The organism is Prochlorococcus marinus str. MIT 1214 (assembly GCF_027359355.1).
Lineage (GTDB): Bacteria > Cyanobacteriota > Cyanobacteriia > PCC-6307 > Cyanobiaceae > Prochlorococcus_B > Prochlorococcus_B marinus_F.
Genome location: NZ_CP114777.1, coordinates 1 through 22,043 on the forward strand (window position 1 = coordinate 1; position 22,043 = coordinate 22,043).

22 protein-coding genes and 1 tRNA gene are annotated in these 22,043 nt (G+C 36.1%); 9 read left to right on the forward strand and 14 right to left on the reverse strand.

The features are described 5' to 3' along the window. Positions 1–129: 129 nt before the first annotated feature. The gene (gene dnaA, locus O5639_RS00005; RefSeq protein ID WP_269624485.1) at positions 130–1,530 is read left to right on the forward strand and encodes a chromosomal replication initiator protein DnaA; all 1,401 of its coding nucleotides are present in this window, start codon (positions 130–132) and stop codon (positions 1,528–1,530) included. 36 nt (positions 1,531–1,566) lie between these two features. Here dnaA and O5639_RS00010 read toward each other — a convergent pair whose 3' ends face one another. Further along, a complete protein-coding gene (locus O5639_RS00010; protein WP_269624486.1) occupies positions 1,567–2,808 on the reverse strand; it encodes a glutathione S-transferase N-terminal domain-containing protein in 1,242 nt (413 codons plus the stop codon). A 41-nt stretch (positions 2,809–2,849) separates the two neighbouring features. Here O5639_RS00010 and gorA point away from each other — a divergent pair, with 41 nt between their 5' ends. Then, positions 2,850–4,211 carry a glutathione-disulfide reductase gene (gorA, locus tag O5639_RS00015; protein WP_269624487.1) on the forward strand — a complete coding sequence of 454 codons (1,362 nt, stop codon included), beginning with the start codon at positions 2,850–2,852 and terminating at the stop codon, positions 4,209–4,211. 14 nt (positions 4,212–4,225) lie between these two features. On the opposite strand, the gene O5639_RS00020 is transcribed toward gorA, so the two are convergent. Further along, entirely contained in the window at positions 4,226–5,320 is a 1,095-nt protein-coding gene (locus tag O5639_RS00020) for a calcium/sodium antiporter (protein ID WP_269624488.1), read from the reverse strand. Positions 5,321–5,468: 148 nt separating this feature from the next. Between O5639_RS00020 and pyrC the strand changes: the two genes are divergently transcribed. The 6 genes from pyrC to O5639_RS00050 all read left to right on the forward strand — a co-directional run bounded on the left by pyrC (position 5,469) and on the right by O5639_RS00050 (position 8,608). Further along, a complete protein-coding gene (gene pyrC, locus O5639_RS00025) occupies positions 5,469–6,533 on the forward strand; it encodes a dihydroorotase (RefSeq protein ID WP_269624489.1) in 1,065 nt (354 codons plus the stop codon). A gap of 141 nt (positions 6,534–6,674) precedes the next feature. Next, positions 6,675–6,761 (forward strand) — tRNA-Leu (locus tag O5639_RS00030). A 2-nt stretch (positions 6,762–6,763) separates the two neighbouring features. Beyond that, positions 6,764–7,033, forward strand: coding sequence for an NAD(P)H-quinone oxidoreductase subunit L (gene ndhL, locus O5639_RS00035; protein ID WP_269624490.1), 270 nt, complete (start codon positions 6,764–6,766; stop codon positions 7,031–7,033). 2 nt (positions 7,034–7,035) lie between these two features. Then, positions 7,036–7,368 (forward strand): DUF3007 family protein, encoded by a 333-nt coding sequence (locus tag O5639_RS00040; protein WP_269624491.1) that lies wholly within the window; start codon positions 7,036–7,038, stop codon positions 7,366–7,368. Between the two features lie 82 nt (positions 7,369–7,450). Continuing rightward, the gene (gene trpA, locus O5639_RS00045; RefSeq protein ID WP_269624492.1) at positions 7,451–8,251 is read left to right on the forward strand and encodes a tryptophan synthase subunit alpha; all 801 of its coding nucleotides are present in this window, start codon (positions 7,451–7,453) and stop codon (positions 8,249–8,251) included. Positions 8,252–8,338: 87 nt separating this feature from the next. Beyond that, positions 8,339–8,608: a YciI family protein gene (locus O5639_RS00050; protein WP_269624493.1), complete on the forward strand. Its 270-nt coding sequence runs from the start codon at positions 8,339–8,341 to the stop codon at positions 8,606–8,608. Here O5639_RS00050 and O5639_RS00055 read toward each other — a convergent pair. From O5639_RS00055 to hisIE, 5 genes are all read right to left on the reverse strand, one after another. After that, a complete protein-coding gene (locus tag O5639_RS00055; protein WP_269624494.1) occupies positions 8,584–8,934 on the reverse strand; it encodes a c-type cytochrome in 351 nt (116 codons plus the stop codon). The genes O5639_RS00050 and O5639_RS00055 overlap by 25 nt on opposite strands. A 13-nt stretch (positions 8,935–8,947) precedes the next feature. Continuing rightward, positions 8,948–9,280, reverse strand: a complete 333-nt coding sequence (locus tag O5639_RS00060) for a hypothetical protein (protein ID WP_269624495.1) — start codon at positions 9,278–9,280, stop codon at positions 8,948–8,950. Further along, positions 9,277–9,642: a YkvA family protein gene (locus tag O5639_RS00065; RefSeq protein ID WP_269624496.1), complete on the reverse strand. Its 366-nt coding sequence runs from the start codon at positions 9,640–9,642 to the stop codon at positions 9,277–9,279. Before O5639_RS00065 ends, O5639_RS00060 begins: the two co-directional genes overlap by 4 nt. Positions 9,643–9,644: 2 nt before the next feature. Further along, on the reverse strand, positions 9,645–10,568 hold the full coding sequence (locus O5639_RS00070) for a sigma-70 family RNA polymerase sigma factor (protein WP_269624497.1): 924 nt from the start codon (positions 10,566–10,568) through the stop codon (positions 9,645–9,647). A 455-nt stretch (positions 10,569–11,023) separates the two neighbouring features. Continuing rightward, positions 11,024–11,668 (reverse strand): bifunctional phosphoribosyl-AMP cyclohydrolase/phosphoribosyl-ATP diphosphatase HisIE, encoded by a 645-nt coding sequence (hisIE, locus tag O5639_RS00075; protein ID WP_269624498.1) that lies wholly within the window; start codon positions 11,666–11,668, stop codon positions 11,024–11,026. Between the two features lie 79 nt (positions 11,669–11,747). Here hisIE and O5639_RS00080 point away from each other — a divergent pair, with 79 nt between their 5' ends. Next, entirely contained in the window at positions 11,748–12,218 is a 471-nt protein-coding gene (locus O5639_RS00080) for a 6-carboxytetrahydropterin synthase (RefSeq protein ID WP_269624499.1), read from the forward strand. A gap of 51 nt (positions 12,219–12,269) precedes the next feature. Here O5639_RS00080 and clpB read toward each other — a convergent pair whose 3' ends face one another. From clpB to O5639_RS00115, 7 genes are all read right to left on the reverse strand, one after another. Further along, on the reverse strand, positions 12,270–14,861 hold the full coding sequence (clpB, locus tag O5639_RS00085) for an ATP-dependent chaperone ClpB (protein WP_269624500.1): 2,592 nt from the start codon (positions 14,859–14,861) through the stop codon (positions 12,270–12,272). Positions 14,862–15,246: 385 nt separating this feature from the next. Continuing rightward, positions 15,247–15,597: a plastocyanin gene (petE, locus tag O5639_RS00090; protein WP_269624501.1), complete on the reverse strand. Its 351-nt coding sequence runs from the start codon at positions 15,595–15,597 to the stop codon at positions 15,247–15,249. 54 nt (positions 15,598–15,651) lie between these two features. Then, complete coding sequence (locus tag O5639_RS00095; RefSeq protein ID WP_269624502.1) at positions 15,652–16,638, reverse strand: NAD-dependent epimerase/dehydratase family protein; 987 nt, start codon at positions 16,636–16,638, stop codon at positions 15,652–15,654. After that, entirely contained in the window at positions 16,635–17,693 is a 1,059-nt protein-coding gene (hemE, locus tag O5639_RS00100; protein WP_269624503.1) for a uroporphyrinogen decarboxylase, read from the reverse strand. Before hemE ends, O5639_RS00095 begins: the two co-directional genes overlap by 4 nt. Before the next feature lie 161 nt (positions 17,694–17,854). Beyond that, entirely contained in the window at positions 17,855–20,122 is a 2,268-nt protein-coding gene (gene glgB, locus O5639_RS00105; RefSeq protein WP_269624504.1) for a 1,4-alpha-glucan branching protein GlgB, read from the reverse strand. A 56-nt stretch (positions 20,123–20,178) separates the two neighbouring features. Next, the gene (locus O5639_RS00110) at positions 20,179–21,753 is read right to left on the reverse strand and encodes a CocE/NonD family hydrolase (RefSeq protein WP_269624505.1); all 1,575 of its coding nucleotides are present in this window, start codon (positions 21,751–21,753) and stop codon (positions 20,179–20,181) included. 8 nt (positions 21,754–21,761) lie between these two features. After that, complete coding sequence (locus O5639_RS00115) at positions 21,762–22,031, reverse strand: hypothetical protein (protein ID WP_011293556.1); 270 nt, start codon at positions 22,029–22,031, stop codon at positions 21,762–21,764. Positions 22,032–22,043: the final 12 nt, after the last annotated feature.

Sequence of the window (22,043 nt, forward strand, 5' to 3'; positions counted from 1 at the left end):
TTGCCTTTATCTTCATAATCCATTGCGATAGTTAATTTTTGCGATCGTTCAATTCAAATTTACAACTGGATTCCCAAATTTAAGAATGACTGATTAAAGTTTTTGGCTAAAATCATATTCCATTAGGTAATGCATGTGCCAACTCGGAATGAGCTATGGACGAAGGTGCAGCAATTACTGCAAAAGAACTTAAGTAAACCTTCATATGAGACATGGATACGTCCTGCTGAATTCTTTGATTTCAAAGGTGGAAGCTTGACCTTGCTAGCTCCAAACAGCTTTTCTAGTGATTGGTTAAGGAAAAATTATTCTCATAAAATTGAAGAGATCGCATCAGAGATTTATGGTGATGAAGTTAAAGTTTATATAAAAGTTAAGGAAGAATATTCATCAAACAAAACTAATCAGAAAAAGACCTTATCAAATCAAGAAAATAATTCAATTGACGCGAGACATAATTCAGCCATCAAATCGAAGCAAGCCCCAGTAAAAAAATTCTTACCGAGTTTAAATCTTCGATATAATTTCAATAGGTTTGTCGTAGGTCCTAATAGTCGGATGGCTCATGCCGCTGCAATGGCAGTAGCGGAGGCTCCTGGCCGAGAGTTTAATCCGTTATTTATTTGTGGAGGGGTTGGTCTAGGTAAAACCCATCTCATGCAATCTATTGGCCACTACAGGTTAGAAATCGATCCAGAAGCAAAGGTTGCATACGTTTCTACTGAGACTTTTACTAATGATTTAATAGTTGCGATTAGAAAAGATGGAATGCAAGCTTTTAGAAATAGGTATCGAGAAGCTGATTTGATACTGGTTGATGATATTCAATTTATAGAGGGCAAAGAATATACACAGGAAGAATTTTTTCATACTTTTAATGCTTTGCATGAGGCAGGCAGGCAAATTGTTCTTACAAGTGACAGGCCTCCAAGTCAAATACCTCGTTTGCAAGAACGATTAATTTCAAGATTCTCAATGGGACTAATCGCAGATATTCAAGCACCTGATTTAGAGACGAGAATGGCAATATTACAAAAAAAAGCTGAGCATGAAAGGATGCGTTTACCAAGAGATTTGATTCAGTTTATAGCTGGACGATTCACGTCTAATATTAGGGAGTTAGAGGGGGCTTTTACTCGTGCTGTGGCATTTGCTTCAATAACTGGCTTGCCAATGACAGTCGAATCAGTAGCACCTATGCTTGATCCTACTGGACAAGGAGTAGAAGTTAGGCCTAAACAAGTACTAGAAAAAGTAGCTGAAGTCTTTGGAGTCACGGAGGAGGAAATGCGTAGTTCAAGTAGACGTAGACCTGTTAGTCAGGCAAGGCAGGTAGGTATGTATTTAATGCGCCACGGGACAGATTTAAGTCTTCCTCGTATTGGAGAGTCTTTCGGGGGGAAAGATCATACAACAGTTATGTATGCCATAGAACAAGTAGAAAAGAAATTAAAAAGTGAGCCGCAATTGGCAAGTCAAGTTCAAAAGGTAAAGGATCTTCTTCAGATCGATTCACGAAAACGCCGTTAAATTTAAGATTCGATAGTTAGAGGGATTTCAGATTTTTTAATTAAACTGTATAGGATTTTGATCTAGCCTATTTCTTGTAGGTATTTTAGGACCTTGATCACTACCATCAAGATTTGCTGTGCGTTCAAGTGCTTGCCTAAATAATCTTCCGGATAATAAAGGCATATCTCTTGGAACTGAAATTCTATCTCGGAGGTAACGTAATGCAGAGGCACTATTCTTTTCTGGGTGGCAATCTTTTTTTAAAATCATAGAAGTTAAGGCTGCTCTCAATGGCTGATCAAATAATTTATTTTTCATGGGGCTAACAGCAATGATCCTTTCTTTATGTTTGATAACTCTTTCTAAAGCTAATGCCTCAAATTGTTGTTCCAATTCTTGATCAACGTTGAAATCTACTAGTTCTAATTCCCCTAATCCAGAACCTATATCAATTTCTTTGGCAAATAATTTTTGGTTTGTATTTGAATAAGTAAAGCAACCTCCCATTTGAGGAGGTAAATCATGAGCATGAGTGTGAAAATCTCCCTGAGTCCCTCTATATTCCTCAAGCTTTTCAAGATTTTTAAGCCATGTATTTATAAAAGGGTGCTCTTTTCTAAGTGAATATCCTTTGTAGTAAGCCAATGAGGCATTCATTCTTTCCACATATGGAATGAAAATTACATCTGCTGATCCAGGCTTTTCACCATTTTTTGATGAGATTGGTGTTAGCCATCCTGAAGCATTTTTTTCTATTTCTTTTTCAAATTTTTTGGCAACATTTTTGAAATTCTCTCTCTTTTCATCTTCTTGGGCTTGGGAAAAAGAGTTGCGACATAACCAGTTACACCATGATGAAAATAGTTCTCTTTCAAGTCTCCTATTCTCTAAGACTTTCTTCTCATTTAGAGATTGACCTAAAGGACCATAAATTTCTTCTAATGCAAATAAGATTTCATCACTTTCTGTGATTACATGATTTTCAATTTCTATTGCGGGGAGCATTCCTGAGGGCACTTTTTTTAAATACCATCTTTCTTTTTCTCCGTAGCAACGCATTGTGACTTTTTTAATCCGGTAAGGAATTTTTTTAAGCTCTAACCAAATCCAAACTTTTTGGCAATAAGGACACCAAGCATGATTGTCTCTGTAAAGAGTAACAATTGCCTCGGACTCATTTTTTTTAAAAAGACGAAGTGAGGAATATGGGTTGTTTAACCCATTGATTTGATCAATAGGATCAGCTGTATATATTGCTAATTCTTCCCAACTCATTGCATTTCTGGTTGGATTCATTTATTTAAAGGAGAATAGGGAAATAATACTAGGTTGCAAATTTGAAAAAATCTTTTGATTTAATTGTCATTGGTGCAGGATCCGGTGGCTTAGCTGCTGCAAAGAAAGCAGCCAGTTATGGAGCATCTGTCGCGATCATCGAGGGAGATCTTGTCGGAGGAACGTGTGTAATAAGAGGTTGTGTTCCTAAAAAATTATTAGTTTGTGGCTCTTCTCTTTTAGAGAGTTTTTTGTCGGCATCATCTTATGGTTTTGATTTTGATAATTTAAAGATCAAGTCAGAGACTTTATTAGCTAATGTTCGAAAGGAAGTGCAAAGGCTGAATGAATTACACGAGAATTTTCTAAATAAGGCTAATGTTGAGCTTTTTAAAGGTTGGGGTGAATTTAAAAATTCAAATTGTATCGCAATTAAAAATCGAATAAATGGAGAGACTTTAAATGAACTTTATGGAGAAAGAATTTTGATTGCAGTGGGAGGGAGGCCTAAAAGACCAAGTATCGAGGGGGCATCTTTAGGTTGGACAAGTGATGATATGTTTCTTCTTAAAAGCTTTCCGAAAAAAATTACAATTGTTGGTGCAGGCTATATTGCATGCGAATTTGCATGCATATTGCACGGTTTAGGTGTTGAGGTTACTCAATTAGTTCGAGGTGATCGGATCTTAAGAGGATTTGACTTTGAACTTTCTTCAGCATTAACCGAGGCAATGAAAAATAAAGGAATTAACATAAACTTTGGTGAGAATATTTCTTCACTAAAAGGAACTCCTGGATCTTTAATTATAAAAACAGATACAGGTAAAGAATTTGACTCGAATGGATTGCTTTTCGCTACTGGTAGAGAGCCATTTTTAGAGGGGTTGAAGTTAGAACAAGCGGGAATAGAAATTCTTGAAAATAAAATTAAAGTTGATAGTGAAAGTAAAACAAATATTTCTAATATCTTTGCTATTGGAGATGTAACTGACAGGATCAACTTAACACCTGTCGCAATTGATGAGGGTAGAAAGTTTGCTGATAGAAATTATGGCGAATCAGATCATAAGGTTAACTATGATTTTGTTCCTTATGCCGTATTTAGTCAGCCTGAAATAGCTTCTGTGGGCATGACTGAAGAGAAGGCTGTCCAGTCGATGGGGAAAGATAACATTAAAGTATATAGATCAATTTTTAGACCCTTATCTAAATCATTACCAAAGACTGGCTCTAAATGTATTTTAAAGCTAATAGTTGATAAAAATAATAATAAAGTTTTGGGATGCCATATGATTGGTGATAATTCATCTGAGATTATACAGATGGCATCAATCTCACTAATGCTAGGAGCTGAAAAATCTGATTTTGATAATACAATGGCATTGCATCCTACAATAGCCGAGGAATTCGTGACAATGAGATGATTTAAATAAATGCATTAGTTATTAGAGCTTTTCCTTAGCCTTAACCAGTAAGCAATTGTTTTATAGATTATTATTATTATTGATAATGATATGGCGATAAAAACTAATTCTTTGAATGCTGAATGTAAAGTTGGTAGAGTTAGAGGTATTATTTTTTCTGCAATGTAAAGCATATACAATCCCAATAAAACCCCACCTTCTCCTCTACTTATTATTCCTTTTGTCCAAAAAATTGGCATGCACGCAAGTGTAGTAATCACCATGATAGGAATATCCTTAGTTATTAGTAAATTCTCAACAACTAAACCACTGCCTCTAGATAATACAGAACAGCTACCTAAAACTAGTAATTGATTTAATAAACAACTTCCAATTACATTGCCTATTGCTAGATCAGTTTGACCACGAATAGCGGCCACTAATGAAGTGATTAACTCAGGTAAAGAGGTCCCCAGTGAAACTATCGTTAATCCAATTATAGCTTCGCTTACCCCTAATAATCCTGCAATTGTAGATGCGCCTTCTATTAACAGCCGTGATCCAAGAGTTAGCAAGAAAATGCCACCTAATAATTTCACGCCTGCATTTAATAAACTTGTTGAGTCTTTTTCCATATTGATTTCTGGCTCTGCTTCTTGGGTTTTTTGAGGTTCCTCTCTTGCTGTGCGAATTTCCCAAGTGGTATTTATTATTAGCGCAACTATCAAAGCTACTCCAAATTGCCAAGTTATCAGCTCTGAAGCGGCCATCCCCCAAACGGCAGTTGAGACTGCCAAAAGAAGAGGTATGTCTCTCCTTACAAGACGACTTTCAACTTTTAAAGGTCGTAAAAGTGCACTTCCTCCCAGAACTACCATCACATTGAAAATGTTGCTGCCAACAATGTTGCTCAAAGCCAGACTATCTGATCCAGTCAGGGAGGAGCTAACACTCACAAATAGTTCAGGTGCACTTGTCCCTAGAGACACTATTGTTAAACCTATAACTAGTTGAGGGATCCCAAGGATTAAGGCCAAAGCTACAGATCCTTGAATAAAGAACTCCCCACCGCTAAAAAGTAAAAGTATCCCAGTAATAAGCTCTAGAAATGACAATAATATTGATGGCATAATTGAGTAGTTTATTGAGAAACTAAATTCGTGAATTAATTTATATTATTTCCATTTGGTATTATCTTAATATCTTAGCTCTTTATTGATACTTGAAGACTTATAGACCAAGGTTGCATAAGATATATATTGAAAAAGCTTTAATCCTGTGATTGCGTCTGTGAATCAAATCTCATTATTAAAGCCGGATGATTGGCATCTGCATTTGAGAGATGGAAAGATTCTTAAAGGCGTTTTAAGTCATACCACTGATGTTTTTTGCCGTGCAATCATTATGCCTAATCTTGATCCGCCAATAACTACTTTAAACCAAGCACAAGAGTATAAAAAAAGAATTATTCAGTCTATCCCTGAAGGTGTTTCTTTTACTCCATTAATGACAGCATATCTTACAGATGATATGTCTACGGAGGTTTTAGAGAGAGGCTTTAGAGAAGCTGTTTTTCATGGGGCAAAGCTCTACCCAGCTAATGTGACAACTAATTCCTCTTATGGGGTTACAGATATAAGTAAAATCGACAATTTATTTGAGACGATGGAAAGGATTGGTATGCCATTATTGATTCATGGAGAAGTGACCGATTTCAATGTTGATGTGTTTGATAGAGAAGCTGTTTTTATTGAGCGTCATCTTGAACCATTATTACGAAGATTTTCATCACTTAAAGTGGTTTTAGAACACATCACGACCATTGATGCAATTGACTTTGTAGAAAACAGTGAGTTTGATATAGCCGCTACAATTACACCTCATCATCTACATATCAATCGAAACGCAATGTTCAATGGTGGATTAAGGAGTGATTTTTATTGCTTACCCACCGCTAAACGTGAAATTCATCGTATTGCCCTAAGACAAGCGGCTACCAGCGGTAAACCTTGCTTTTTCCTTGGAACTGATTCAGCGCCTCACACCCGAAGATTTAAGGAAAGCTCATGTGGATGTGCAGGAATCTTTAATGCCCCTTTCGCTTTGGAAAGCTATTTACAAGTTTTCGAAGAAGAAAATGCCCTAGATAGATTTGAAGCTTTTGCAAGTATTAATGGAGCAACTTTTTATGGATTACCTTTAAACACAGAGAGAATAACTTTAGTTAAAAAAGATATTTCCGTACCTCAAGTGATTGATGTTGGACTAGATGGTGACCCCAATGATTTTGTAAAACCATTTCATTCAGGAGAAACTCTTAGCTGGGTAATCGGGGATGTTTAGTGAGATTGGTGAATGATTCTTCCAAAGATTGTTTAACTCTAGACATTCTTAAGAGTACTGATTTAAGCACATACGTTTACGCTAATATGTATATGGCTTAGAGTTGAATCTCTAGCATTTTGACAATCCTTGCTATCACTGGGGAGTGTGGCGGAATTGGTAGACGCACCAGACTTAAAATCTGTTGGCCGCTTTTTGGCCGTGGGGGTTCAAGTCCCCCCACTCCCATTATGTTTTCTATCTTGATTGTGTTTTTAATACCTTTTGGATTAATGGGAGCGGTTAATCCAATAATTACATTATCTTCTTATGCGGTATTGGGAGGGATGTATTTATTGGTAGTTCCTTTGTTTCTTTTTTATTGGATGAATAATCGTTGGAATGTTATGGGAAAGTTAGAACGTCTTTTTATATATGGACTTGTGTTTCTTTTCTTCCCTGGAATGGTTTTGTTTGCACCGTTTCTTAATTTAAGAATGAATGGAAAAGAGGAGTTTTAACTTTGACAAGAGCACAGGTTTTTCAAATAGGTTTGATTGTTTTTGTTATTGGCGGCTTGGGATATGAAGTTTTTCAGTTACTTGGATTTGAATCAATATCAGCTGGTATTGCAGCACAGACAATATTAATTTTAATTATTTTTGCATGGACCGCTTCTTACCTTTTTAGAGTTTTTTCTGGAAATATGACTTTTATGGAGCAACGTAAAAGATACAGAGAGGCTTATGAAAAATTGACTGATGAAAAAATTAGAGAAAAATTTGAGACCATGACGGATGAAGAAAAAGTTGAATTACTAAAAACCATTGAGGAGGAAAGTATTGAACAAACTTAAGTTTTAATTACTAAATCTCAATAATTTTTTCTCTTAGGGATACAAAAATGATAAAAAATATAGATACCTAAGGCTTAGAACATTGAAAAGTACAAATATCAGTAAGTCTTTTTCAAAAATAAAAAAGGAGAAAAGAATTGCATTAATGCCTTTCCTCATGGCAGGTGACCCTGATTTGGAAACTACAGCAAAGATTTTGTTAGAACTTCAGGTAAATGGTGCTGACATGATTGAGCTAGGCATTCCATACAGTGATCCTTTAGCAGATGGCCCGATTATTCAATTAGCAGCTTCTCGAGCTCTCTCTGCAGGAACTTCTCCTGATAGGGTTTTTAAAATGTTGTCTGAATTGAGAGATCAATTGACAATACCAATAATTTTATTTACTTACTCCAATCCACTTATTAATAAAGGTCTGGAAGAATTTTGCTCACAAGCTTCGGAAGTAGGTGTTTCAGGACTTGTAGTGCCGGATCTTCCTTTAGAGGAAGCAGAAAAGCTTTCTGATATAGCTGAATCTAAAGAAATTGATTTGGTTTTGCTTGTTGCTCCTACAACACCCAAGGATCGTATGAAAAAAATCGCAGAGACCTCTAATGGATTTACTTATCTTGTTAGTGTTACTGGGGTGACAGGAGAAAGGTCGTCGCTGGAAGATAATGTTGGAACTCTTGTTAAACACCTAAAACACTCTTCATCTAGTCCAATTGCTGTGGGTTTTGGAATCTCGGAGGTAAAGCATATTAAACAAGTTAGAGAATGGGGCGCTGATGGCGCAATTGTTGGTAGTGCTTTAGTTAAAAGAATTGCTAATGCCTCTATCGGAATGAAAGTCGAAGAAGCTGGTTCTTTTTGTAAGGAACTAAGAGCCGCCACTAATTAATATTGTTTAAATAGCAACAGATCAAGTTGAAAATTGAATTGTCTATATTTTATCTTGTGAAGTCTCGTCTTTGTCTAACTTAGAGTTATGGATCAATTTGTACTCTTTGGATCTTACTGTCAAGATGCTCTAATAAAGAGAGCACCCTTTAGGGAGGAGCATCTTCACAGGCTTTCCTTACTCAAGAAAGAAGGTATATTAATAACATTAGGACCAACAAAATGTAATAAACATGTTTTTGGGATATTTAAATCTGAGGACATTGAACACATAAGAAGTCTTATCAAAGAGGACATTTACTGGAGAAAAGGAATATGGACTGATTTCGAGATTTACTCCTGGACCCAAGCTTTTTGAGCTTGTTCCCAGACCCAATTAGCTACAATTTGATCGCCATTGTCTTTGAGCTCATCTTCATAACCACTCATTATCCCTATCCCTTGTCTTGCTATCTTCGCTATGGCTTCTGGATTGTCAATTCCATTACGCTTTAAGGATGAAATCTTCAAATTCTTTGATCTCCTGATTATGTTCCCGCCATTAAGGTGACAGCCAGCACAGTTGTTTTTGAAAAGATTTTCCCCTAAATCTGCCTCAAAAGCATTTAGCTCTTTCGGTAAACTTAAATAAAAAAATATGCAAGAAAAACTGATTAGAAAAAAATATCTTAATTTTTTGTTCATTGTTTTGTATATTTTATTGATTGAAATTAATTTTTGAAAGATCCTCGCAAATCTCGTCAAGAAGATCGAGTTGTCCCGAAGCATTCAAGTCAAAACTTTTTTTCTTTTTCCCTACTTCACCGTTTGTCCAGAACTCTTCAACTTCACAAAGTCTGCTTGCGATTCTTGGAATTCCACCAGAGAAAAAATCTTTTTTTAAAAATTCAACTAGAGTTGGCATTCTTGCCGAAGGGAGATTAAGACTTTGGCAAAGTTCAGATTGTGTTCTACCTGTCTGCCTCAACCAATCTTTAATAAGAAGTATTAGATCTTCTTCAATCTCTTTTGACCAGCGCTCTTTGCTCATAGAGGAAACCATTTATCCAGCTTAGATTTTGCTCTGAATTTCATCTCGGGGGTTATGTAATTTTGCCAAAGACTAATTACAGCTGTTAGAGCTACAAGATCATCGCTAAAACCAGAGGCAGGAATAAAGTCAGGAATTAAATCAACAGGAACAATCAAATAAGTAAGTGCTCCCATTATGGATATTCTGACCTGGGGGGGGGTTGAATTATCCATGATAAGTTCAAATCCTTCTAAAGCAGGCTGTGCAATCGCTCTGCCTGCTCTTAATAAAATCTTTTTAAGTATTCCCTCGTCGATAACATAACTTTCAAGGACTTCTGCTTCAAATATTTCGTTATCTGGGTTTCTTGAACTAACCACAATTAAATACTTGTCTCTAAAAGGCCACTTTGAATGCCTGTCTTTCTCAATTTTCTTAATGCGCGTTGAACTACTTGTCTGCAATATTCTCTGCTGCAATTCATTTGTCTAGCTACTTCAGCTAACGTCCTCCATTCATTAGATCCATCTAGGCCAAATCGAAGACTTAGTATTGTTCTCTCTTTGGGCGTGAGATTTGATTTATCCAATAGTGACCAAGCTGAGGCACTCCTTTCTGCTAATTCGGCTAGTTCCATAGGAGGAACTTCTTCACTTGGAAGAATATCGACAAGCTCTGAAGGATCTGCTTTAGATTTGACTGCGCCTTGCAAACTTACTGTGATACTTCTCAACTCGCATGCAAGCAATTCTTCGACTTCCTCTAATGGAATTTTCATTTGTATTGCTATTTGGTTCGTTGAGGGATGAACCCCAAGTTCTTGCATTAGTTGAGACTTTGCAGCACGAAGTTTTGTTAGCTTTTCGTTTATGTTTACAGGGATTCTTATGGTTCTACTTTGCGTTGACAACGCTCTATTTAATCCTTGTCTAATCCACCAGTAAGCGTAAGTTGAAAATCTATGCCCTCTTTTGGGATCGTATTTCTCAACAGCTCTTGTTAATCCTAATGTGCCTTCTTGAATCAAATCAAGCAAATCAAGACCTTTCCCTTGATAACGTTTAGCTAAATTCACAACAAGCCTCAAATTAGCTGTGATCATTAGATTCTTTGCACGCTCACCTGCTTTAAGTGTTTTCTTTTCTTCTTTTGAATATTCGCACTCTGGGCCATTGCCTCCAGCTTGTTGGCAGCGTTCATTAAGTGCAACCATTGCCTGCACTTCTCTACCCATTGTGAGCTCTTGCTCAGGTGTGAGCAATTCGTGCCTTCCTATTTCTCCAAGAAAGTCGCTTAATGAACTCACGATTTGTTCCTCCTTGTATTAACAACCTAGAGAGAAATTGTTTACTTTCAATAGGCGTAATAAAGTGTTCGGAATTTATTATTTATCCTTTATCTATTTTTATATGCCTTAACTAGGTCAATTCAATCATAAGAAAGCTCATATGTTTTTTTGCTTGGCTCCTTGAAAATGCGTTTAAATAAATTATTTTCTAATTAGAATATCTCAAAACCTTTGATATCAATGACTTTTTACAATAGTTTTTTGATCTATAAAACTCTATAATAATTTTTTAGTCTCGAATAATTATTTCCAAGCGCTATCCCTTATTTTAGGGAAACGATAAATTACCAAAGATTTAAGAAAATCGATTGATTTGTTTTTTTCTCTTTCAAGACTTTTTTAAGAATATAATCCTTTGTCTTTCTACCAAAGCAATTAATTTTTAAATAAATAATTTAAGAGTTAGTTTTTTGCTAATGAGTTCTTCTTGGAGCACCTCTTCTTTTAACTAAAACTTTTAGAACGTCTTCCCAGGAAACATTTTGGTGGGTTAGAGAAACTTGCAGATGGAAAAGTAGATCGGCAGCCTCATTAGCAACTGAGATCGGATTTTTATCTTTACAAGCCATAATAAATTCGGCTGTTTCTTCTCCTATCTTTTTTAGGATTTTATTATCACCTTCCTTCAGAAGACTATTTGTATAACTTCCTTCCTCAGGATTACTTTTACGATTCTCTATGACTTTGAATAATTCACTACAAGCATCAGATGGAGGGTAAAGAACGTTTTCATTTGTTTCTAAATCTTTAAAGAAACAACTTCTTTTCCCTGTATGGCATGCGATTGAACCAATTTGCTCAATTGATAAAAGTATTGTATCTGAATCGCAATCAGTCCTAATTCCTTTCAATTTTTGAAAATGACCACTCGTCTTTCCTTTGTGCCAAAGCTCTTTCCTTGAACGACTCCAATAGTGAACTTCACCAGATTCTAATGTTTTCGTAATGGATTCTTTGTTCATCCATGCCATCATTAAAATTGAGCCATCAAGCCAATCTTGCGCTATGGCTGGGATCAATCCGTTTTGATCAAAATGTAGATTATCTATAAAAAGCATTTTTAATTAAGCCAATTAGGCTTTTTATAACTCTAGTTATTTAAATTTAATCCTCTATAGGTTTTTTATTCATCTTTTTATGACGATTAAAGATATTCCATTTAATTGCTCAAAGCATTTTAAAGACTATCCATGCTCTCACCGTCAATGGAAACATAAAGGAAACTGTCGTTATGTTCATGGATACAGTCGAAGCTTTACCTTCTGTTTTGCTTCAAATCAACTTGATCTAAATGGCTTCGTTGTCGATTTTTCAAGTCTGAGGCCTTTGGAAGAGAAGTTAAGAGATCATTTTGATCATACTTTTCTAGTCAATTTTGATGATCCTTTTCTAGAAACATGGAAAAAACTTCACTCTGAAGAAGTACTGAATCTTAGAGTCATGAAAAATGTTGGGATGGAGGCAACTGCTGAATTGGTTTGGGGATGGGCTAATGATTTTTTATTTTCAAGAGAGAAAGCTAGAGCTTGTTGTTGGAAAGCAATAGCACATGAAAATGAAATTAATTCTGCTAGTTTTACCTTTTTCCCTGAGTGGTTTAAACCTTGATAGTTTAAAATCTTTTAGTCAAGATGTAATCTGCTTTCAGATCTTATATTTTTAGTTGAAAATTAATTTTGAATCTTTCTTATCTATTTTGATTGTGCTTCCTTCTTTGTATTTACCTTTTAATATATATTTTGCTATTTCACTTTCTAATTCTTTTTGAATGACTCTTTTTAAGGGTCTAGCACCATAGCTCGGATTATATCCAATTTCAGTAATTAAAGATAGAACATCATTATTTATCTCAAGCTCAATTCCTTTCGCTTCTAATCTTTCTCTTAAACGATTTAATTGTAAATCAACTACTTTAAGTAAAGTTTCTTTTTTGAGAGGTTCGAAATTAATTATTTCATCAAGTCTGTTTAGAAACTCAGGTCTGAAATTTGATTTCAGTTCTTGATTAATAAGTTCATCTATATTTGTCGACAGATTATTCGTTATATCCTTATCAACGATTAATTCGCTTCCTAAATTACTGGTGAGAATAATAATAGTATTTTTGAAGTTTGTTGTTCTTCCTTGCCCATCAGTCACTCGGCCCTCGTCAAGTATTTGTAGCAATACATTGAAAACATCTTTATGTGCTTTTTCAATTTCATCGAATAGCAAAACACAATAAGGTTTTCTTCTGATTGCTTCTGTTAATTGTCCACCTGCTTCGTAGCCAACGTAACCAGGAGGAGCGCCAATCAAGCGACTTATAGAGTGCTTTTCCATATATTCAGACATGTCTATTCTAATTAGGGCATTTTCACTATCAAAAAGTTGTGAAGCTAAAGCCTTAGACAATTCTGTTTTTCCCACTCCTGTCGGCCCCAAAAATAAAAAACTTGCGATTGGTCTGTTTGGATCACTAAGTCCTGTCCTGGATCTTTGTATCGCAGAAGATATTGATTGAACGGCTTTATTTTGACCAATAACTTTTTTATGAAGTTCAGATTCAAGATTGAGTAATTTCTCAATTTCAGTTTGAGCAAGTCTTTTAACTGGGATAGATGTCCACTTTGCAATTATTTCAGCCACATCATCGGCTATAACTTCTTCTCTCAAAAGTGATTTCTCGGCATTTTGAGAAGAATTTTTTAAATTAAGTTCTTTAGATTTTAAATTTTGTTGAAAATTTACAAGGGTCCCGTATTCAAGTTCAGCAGCCCTGTTGAGGTCATAATTCCTTTTTGCTTTTTCTATTTCTAGTTGTACTTTCTCAATTTCTTCTTTAAGTGTTGAAATTTCTTCGATTGACTCTTTTTCTTGTTCCCATTTCTTGTTTACTTCAATTTGATTTTTTGTTAATAATGTTAGTTCTGTAGTAATTAATTCGAGCCTATCTTTACTTGAAGTATCTGACTCACCTTCCAAAGATAATTTTTCCATCTCGAGTTGGATGATTTTTCTATCAATCTCATCGATTTCTTCTGGTTTTGATGTTATTTCCATTTTTAAACGTGAGGCTGATTCATCTATTAGATCAATAGCTTTATCAGGTAAAAATCTTTCGGATATATACCTATCACTCAATATCGCCGCAGCTATTAGAGCGTTATCAGAGATACGAACACCATGATGGACTTCATATCTTTCTTTTAATCCACGTAAGATCGAAATCGTATCTTGGACTGAGGGTTGTTTTACAAGTATTTGCTGAAATCTTCTTTCCAGCGCAGGATCTTTCTCAAAATTTTCTCTATGTTCATTGATGGTTGTTGCTCCAATACATCTCAATTCCCCTCTAGCAAGCATTGGTTTTAGGAGATTACTAGCATCCATTGCACCACCACTCGCGCCTGCTCCGACGACAGTATGTATTTCATCGATGAACAAAATTATTTTTCCTTCTGAATCTGTGACATTTTTTAGAACTGACTTAAGTCTCTCTTCAAATTCACCACGGAATTTTGCACCTGCTATTAGTGCCCCCATGTCTAAGGAAATTAGCTGACGGTCCTCAAGGGATGTAGGAACATCTCCGTTGATAATTCTTTGTGCTAAACCTTCAATAATTGCTGTTTTACCCACGCCAGCTTCCCCAATTAATACGGGATTATTTTTAGTTCTACGGCTAAGAATTTGAATCGTTCTTCGGATTTCCTCATCTCTTCCAATTACAGGATCTAGTTTCCCCTCTCTGGCTGCAGAAGTAAGGTCTAGGCCGTACTTTTGAAGTGCTTCGTAGCTATCTTCAGCATTTTTCTGGGTCACTTTTTTGTCACCTCTAATAGCATTTACAGCCTGAAGAAGGCTGTTTTTGTTGATTTGATTTTGTTCAAACAACCTATGACAAACTCTCTCGTCATCAAATAGGGAAATCACTAAATGTTCGCTTGAAATAAAATCATCTTTAAATGATTCTTTAATATTTTTTGCTCTTGAAATTGAAAAAGACATGTTTTTGCCAAAGAAAATTGATTCTTGAGCCTTTTGCATTTTTGGTTGGTTTTGTGTAAATTTCTCTATTTCTGTGAGTAGAATTTTTATTTTTCCGCCTGACCTTTCTATTACTTTTATTGCGATTTCATTTTTCTTTAAAAGAGACCAAAGAAGATGTTCTGTTTCTAAAGTCTGATGTTTTTCATTTAATGCTATATCTTTTGCATCAATGATCCCTTGCCAAGCACTGTTAGTAAAATCATCAGGATTAATCTTCATCCTTAAAAATAATTTATTCTTTGATACTATTCAAATCTGTTTATTGTATAAATATAAGAAAACCGACCTTTTTGATTTTGTAAAATATATTAGTGAGATCACTTTAATTTTTTGGAACGAATTAGATTAATTTTAAATATGTAAGTTTTATCTACTTAAGATCTATTATTTATATTGATTAGAAGTTTTATCGAAATTAAAATCATTCCATCTGATTACAAATTAAAACTTTTTCGCAACTAACAATAAATTCTTTGATGTTTAAAATTGCAATAGTTTATTTTTAAAAAATATTTATGCTCCAAGCTTTTGATTGAATTCCAAAATATATTTTTTCAAAAAAAAAGATGGGGTAGCCCCATCTTTAATAAATTCTTTTGAAGATTTATTTGACTACGACTTTTCCAACCATGCCAGCCCCCCTGTGAGGCTCGCAGTAAAAGTCGTATGTTCCAGCAGTGTTAAAAGTTCTCTCCCAAGATTCTCCTGGAGCAAAAGCTAAATCTGGATGACTTAGATCATCATTTCCGTCAAAAACAGCATTATGAGGAGCAAGTTTGTTGTTTACAAACTTTACGGTGTCACCAGCGCTTATGTTTAGGGTGCTTGGTTCGAAAGCAAGCATTCCTGCATCGGTGCCAAGCTTAACTTCAACAGTTGAAGCATTCACATTGGATACGCCAATTACAAGGAATGCAAAGAAAGCAAATAAAGCTGTTGAAATAGAACGAATCATGAAATTAATTCTTTTCTTTTTTTAATTTTACTACTTTAGCTTCTGTTTACCATTTTAGTGTTTAGTTAAACCAGAATTATGTAAAACTTGACTTAGCGTTTTGGCATAGCTGATACCTCCAAAGGTTTCAGGAGAGGTTACGGGCTCATGTATAAAGTGTTTTTGTCTAAGACTAAATCTATCCCAGTTTGTAATTTGAATTGGGAGTAAAATAACTAAAAGTTCAACAAGCCAGGTCCAAAGAGGGATTTGAGGGACTTTACTCATTCCTTTCCACCTTAGAAGCGTCTGAATTACTACATCTATACTTATATAAGGTTGCCCTAAAACGAATTTCCTTATTTTAGTGCCAGTAAAAGGTTGTTCAGGTTCGAAATCAGAGGTAGCCAGATGCCCGCAAATGAATGCGATATCTGCTGCGTGAATAAAATGAAACCTTGAGAAGAATTTTAACCATCTTGCAAGCCAGATCCATTTCAATGCATCTCTAAGTCCTTCTGTGAGATAACTAGTTGGGAATTTACTTTTACCGTCTAAACGTCCGCCAAAAACTAGTGTTGGGAAAACAGCTATGATCCTCGTAGCAAACTTGTGAGATTCAAGCTCTCTGAGGCATTGTGCTTTCGTTTGTATGTATTCTGTTCCATAGGTAAAAGCTTCTGGTAATAAATTTAAGTTCCTATCAAGAACACTTGCAGTTGAGAAATAAATAATTTGTTTGATATTTGAAGGATTTAGTAAATTAAGTAAATTTTTTACTGCATTAATATTGACTTCTTTGGCTCTTTTAGGATCACCCCAAGCAGTTGCTGTATGAATAACTCTGTTGACTTTTGAAAATTCTTTCTCGAACTTATCTGATTGTCTCAAATCTCCTACTAAAACTTTAATTCGAGGATTTTCTAAATTTATTGAAGTTATTTTTTTTGGATCTCTAACCAATAAAAATAATTCTGAAGTTGAGTTTTCGATTAGCCAATTTGTTATGTATTGCCCAACACATCCACTTGCTCCAGTGATCAGAATTATTTCGTTTTTCAAGACGAAACTTTTATAAGTTCATTGACATTTTTACCAGTCTCGAAAAATACCCTTGCATTTGCTTCCGGCGTCCCAGGCAGTATTCCATGACCAAGGTTAAGAATATGTTTTCTACCTTTTGCTTTTTTGACTACATCAACAATTCTTGATTTGATCGCATCAGGAGTACCAAACAAAAGTCCTGGATCAACATTCCCTTGGACTCCCACTGATTGAGGCAGCCTTTTTAGTCCATCTGCCATGTCAACGGTCCAATCTAGAGAGACTATATCTACTCCGGTTTTTCCCATCCTTTCAAGAACTCCCGCACTGCCAGAGATGTATAAAATCATAGGTGTATCTGGATGTTTTTCTTTTACTAAATTGACTACTTTTTGTTGATAAGGCGCAGCAAATTTGTCATAATCTTGTGGACTTAATTGTCCTGCCCATGAGTCAAACATTTGAACTACTTGGGCCCCAGATTTGATTTGATAGGACAAATAGTTCGCAATTGATTCTGCAAAGTGATTTAAAAGTTGATGCAGTAGTTCTGGCTCTTGGAATGCCATCGCTTTTATAACTGCATAATTTTTGCTGCTTTTCCCCTCTACAACATATGCAGCAAGAGTCCATGGAGCACCTACAAATCCAAGAACTGCAGCCTTGTTCCCAACGCTTTCCCTTAACCTTCCAAGGACATCACCAACAAAAGACATGCTTTCTTCTGGTTGAAGGGGCTTTAGGTCTTTAACCTGTTTGAGGCTTCTTATTGGGTCATTTATCAAGGGCCCTTTACTTTCAACGATGTCAAAGTTAATTCCCATTCCAGGAAGAGGAGTCAAGATATCTGAAAAAAGTATTACTCCATCTGGTTCAAAAGCTTTAAAAGGCTGCATTGAAATTTCATAAGAAAGATCGGGGTTTTCGGACCTTTCCCTAAAACTTGGATGATTATCACGCAGGTCGCGATATACCTTCATGTATCTCCCTGCTTGTCGCATCATCCAAACCGGTGGCCTTTCAACATTTTCTCCGCGAGCGGCACGAAGTAGTAAAGGAGTAGTTTCGTTCATTATTTTGTCCTTTTAATCGAAAAACTTACATGAAGCAGTAACTTGAAAATCATGAAATACGTTCTCTGCAAAAGTTCGTCATACCTTTTGAATTTTTACATCCAGACGACAGTTGAAATTAGTTTTTGAGGCAAGGTTGAAACATTTCTATTCGAGGAAGGTTAATTCTTCTTGGATTTATGCTTTAGAACCAGAACGCTAAGAGGAGGAAGGCAAAGATCTATCGAATTTTCATAGCCATGTATGTTGTAGAAATCTGTTGATTTACCCCCCATATTACCTAGATTTGAGCCTCCATATTGACTCGCATCTGTATTGAAAATTTCTTCATAGAATCCATCAACAGGCACACCTATTCTGTAATTAGAATGGTTTTGAGGGGTAAAGTTTGCAACTATTACTAACCATTCTCCATCAGTTTTTTCTCTTCTCATAAAACTGATTACTGAATTTTTATTATCATCGCAATCAATCCACTGGAATCCATATTCGTCAAAATCATTTCTCCATAAAGCTGGTTCTCTTTTGTATAAAGTATTCAAATCACCTACTAATTTCTGTATTCCTTTGTGAGGTTCATAATTTAGAAGATCCCATTGCAAATCATCCCAAACATTCCATTCTTGCCGCTGACCAAATTCCATTCCCATAAATATTGTTTTTTTACCTGGATGTGTCCACATATATGCAAGCAAAGCTCGTGTATTTGCATACTTCTGCCAGTCATCGCCTGGCATCTTGTGTAAGAGATGACTTTTCCCGTGAACAACTTCATCGTGGCTTAATGCAAGCATAAAGTTTTCGGTAAAGTTATAACAAATGGAGAAAGTAATATTGTTTTGATTAAATTGTCTAAACCATGGGTCAATTTCAAAATAATCGAGCATATCGTGCATCCAACCCATGTTCCATTTTAGGTTGAAACCAAGTCCATCCATGTCAGTTGGTTTCGTTACGCCTGTCCATGTGGTTGATTCTTCGGCAATAGAAAGTGCACCTGGAAAATGTTGAAAAAGAACATGATTAGCCTGCTGCAGAAATCTGACTGCTTCAAAATTTTCATTCCCTCCATCTTCATTAGGTATCCATTCACCCTCCGGACGAAGATAGTCTTTGTAAAGCATTGAGGCAACAGCATCAACACGTATTCCATCTATATGAAATTGATCAAACCAGAAAATTAAATTTGCAACTAGAAAATTACGAACTTCATTTCGACTGTAATTGAAAATTAATGTTCCCCATTCTTTGTGCTCTCCAATTCTGGGATCTGAATGCTCGTATAGATGGCTGCCGTCAAAATAAGCAAGTCCATGCTGATCTTTAGGGAAGTGACCTGGTACCCAATCGAGAATGATTCCTATCCCCTCTTTATGGCATGAATCAACGAAGGCACGAAACTCATCTGGTGATCCATATCTACTTGTAGGCGCATACCAACCAGTAACTTGATATCCCCAGGAGCCATCAAAAGGATGCTCTGAAATTGGCATAAGCTCGATATGAGTGAAGCCTCTATCTTTGACATAGGGAATGACCTTATTTGCCAGCTCTTTGTATGTAAGCAATCTTGAGCCAGGCTTCATATCTGCTGCTGGGACAGGGGCTCTCTGCTCTCCGTTTGAGTTGATAAATGGATCATCTGAGGAAGCATGCATCCAGCTCCCTAGATGCATTTCATAAACCGATATTGGTTGCTCTAAAGGATCTCTATTGTCACGATTGGATATCCAAGACTGATCATTCCATTGAAATGAATCGATTTTTGATATGACCGAGCTTTTTGCAGGTCTTATTTCATGTTGAAAACCATATGGGTCGGCTTTCTCGTAGCAATGTCCTTTTTCAGTTCTGATTTCATATTTGTATAAATCTCCCTCGCTTAGACCAGGTATAAATAGTTCCCAAATTCCTCCCAGACGTTTTTGCATAGGGTGATGTCGGCCATCCCACGAATTGAGATCACCAATAACAGAAACGCTTTTTGCATGAGGCGCCCATAAGCAAAACATAACTCCTTGCTTTTTATCTATTTCTGTAAGGTGAGCCCCCATTTTTCGCCATATGTGATGGTGATTTCCTTCCGCGAAAAGATGTCTATCTATTTCACCCATCCACTCTTTTCGGAAGCTCCAAGGATCATTTTGAACATGTTCAATGCCTCCTCTGTTTACCTTTACTTGGTAATCAGTGCCAGGATCTTTTTCGATAACTCCTTCAAAGATCCATTCGTGGTTTGGATTTTGTAGCTGGATTTTTTTTTCTTTTATTATTAGTTCAACTGCACTTGCTTCAGGCATCCATATTCGAATTATCCATTTATCTTTAAATGGTTGAGGACCAAGAATTGAAAATGGACTTTCATGTCTGCATTCAGAAAGTCTTTGTCCGTCATCTTTCAAAGAATCTAGAAGAATAGAGACGGTCATGACTTATCGCTTAAATAGCTAGTAAGCTTAATCCTATGCCAGTAAATATTGAACCCCTAAGAGGAAATAAGTGATTCAAATTTAAGTTTTGAATTTAAAAGTAAGAGAGAAATTGTAGTCACTAGGCAGTTAGGGCTAGGTCCCTCGCACAAATATTCACTCTGGCCAGGATTTATTCCAATTGCTGGCCATCCAGATCCTGAGAGTGAAATTCTTAAACGATCCCCTTCTTTAAATGTAGCGAGAATTGGTTGAAGTCTGATTTGTCTAGCGCTTTTAATACCTCTATCACAATTGGCAATTCTGAGTACACCAGTCGAAAGTTGCGTGGCAGTATTCTCAACCTCACTAGGAATTATTGATAATGCAACGAATAGATCAAAACTTTCCCTGTCACACTTGGTTTCTAAAAAAAGAGTTGGAATTCCCTCCAGCCTAAGATCATTCAAAATAGGTTCTGATGTAAATACTGCGACATCAGGTCGAATATCTAGCTTAAACCTGTTAGCTTCTCCAGCTGTATCACTGAGATGCCCTCCGATTGCTGGTATGGGCCTCCATGGGTCGTGAACTAAATTCACTTCACTATCTGCTTTCAAATCAGAATTAGGGACTAGGCATCCTTCAAGATGACTTATTGAGGCTAAACCTTCGCTACTAAGATTCCATGTAGGCGTTTTATTCTGAACCGAAAGCTCCCAGCTCTTAGTGGTTAGATTCCAAAGATTGATTTGAGGGATATGAATTTCTTTGTTTTCTTTTAAATGAGAATCAAAAAAATCTAACTGGGTGTGTTGTGCTCCCTCCCACCATTGAAGATGAGTCGCAGGACCAATTAGTAATTTAGGATTACCTCCTGCCTTTTTAGATTTCTCAAAAATATCTAAAATACCTTTTAAATGAGGATCCCACCAACCCCCAATTAGAAGCAAAGGTTTTTTTAACCAACTATCTAATGGCTCATGGGTTTTCCATTGTGGAGTTTTAGTACACGAAAGGTTTAGCCATTTATATGCCATACCTTCTGGGTCATTTTTTTTAAGTAAATTATGACCGTCATATAAATATTTTTTTGAGTTAAGACTCTCACGGATTTCGTGCCAAGCTGTCCAATTCTTCTCTCTTTTTGCTTTTTGAGCGGCTAATTGCAAACCCCATCCAATTCCCAAGTGCCACCAAAACGCTCCTCCTTCACAACTCCAATGTTCATTCTCTGAAAGGCCTGTCATTGCAGGAATAATGCAATCAGGTGGAGTAGTTCCTTCCTCCGCAATGAGTTGTGTTAACCCTTGATATGAAAAACCGTATGTGCCTAGTAGGCCATTGCATTCAGGCAAGGATCGCACCCAATCATGAGTTTGACTAGTGTCTGAAGCTTCTTGCTTGAAACCTGAAAAATCTCCTTCAGAACCACCTTGACCGCGTACATCTTGTATAACAACTAGATAGCCCTTACTGGCCCACCAAGATGGATGTGCATATGTAATTGTTGAAGCAATTTCTCTTCCGTATGGCTGGCGCATAAGCAAGACAGGCCACGGCCCGTTTCCTTGAGGCGACCAGATTCGAGATTTTAGTAATGTTCCGTCTTTAAGTTTTAAGTCTTCGTCTCTGTATCTTATTGAATTCATTATTTGTTTTAAAAAGTTTCTGGGCAATAAAGACCTCTTACGTACATAGAAAGGATCTCAGCATCTCCTTCGCTTATATTTTTTTGAATTGAGATTTTTTGAATAGATTTTTGTGAACCGGCTGAAATGTTTTCTTTATTTAGTTTTCTAAAGCTTTCACAAATAGACTTCGCTTCATCAGGATTCCTTTTTACACCTTCAAGAAGTCTTGATTGAGCGATTACACCTTGATTGATTCCAAATGATGCAAATATTAAAGTGATTAGTAAACCATTCATTTCAATTAGTTT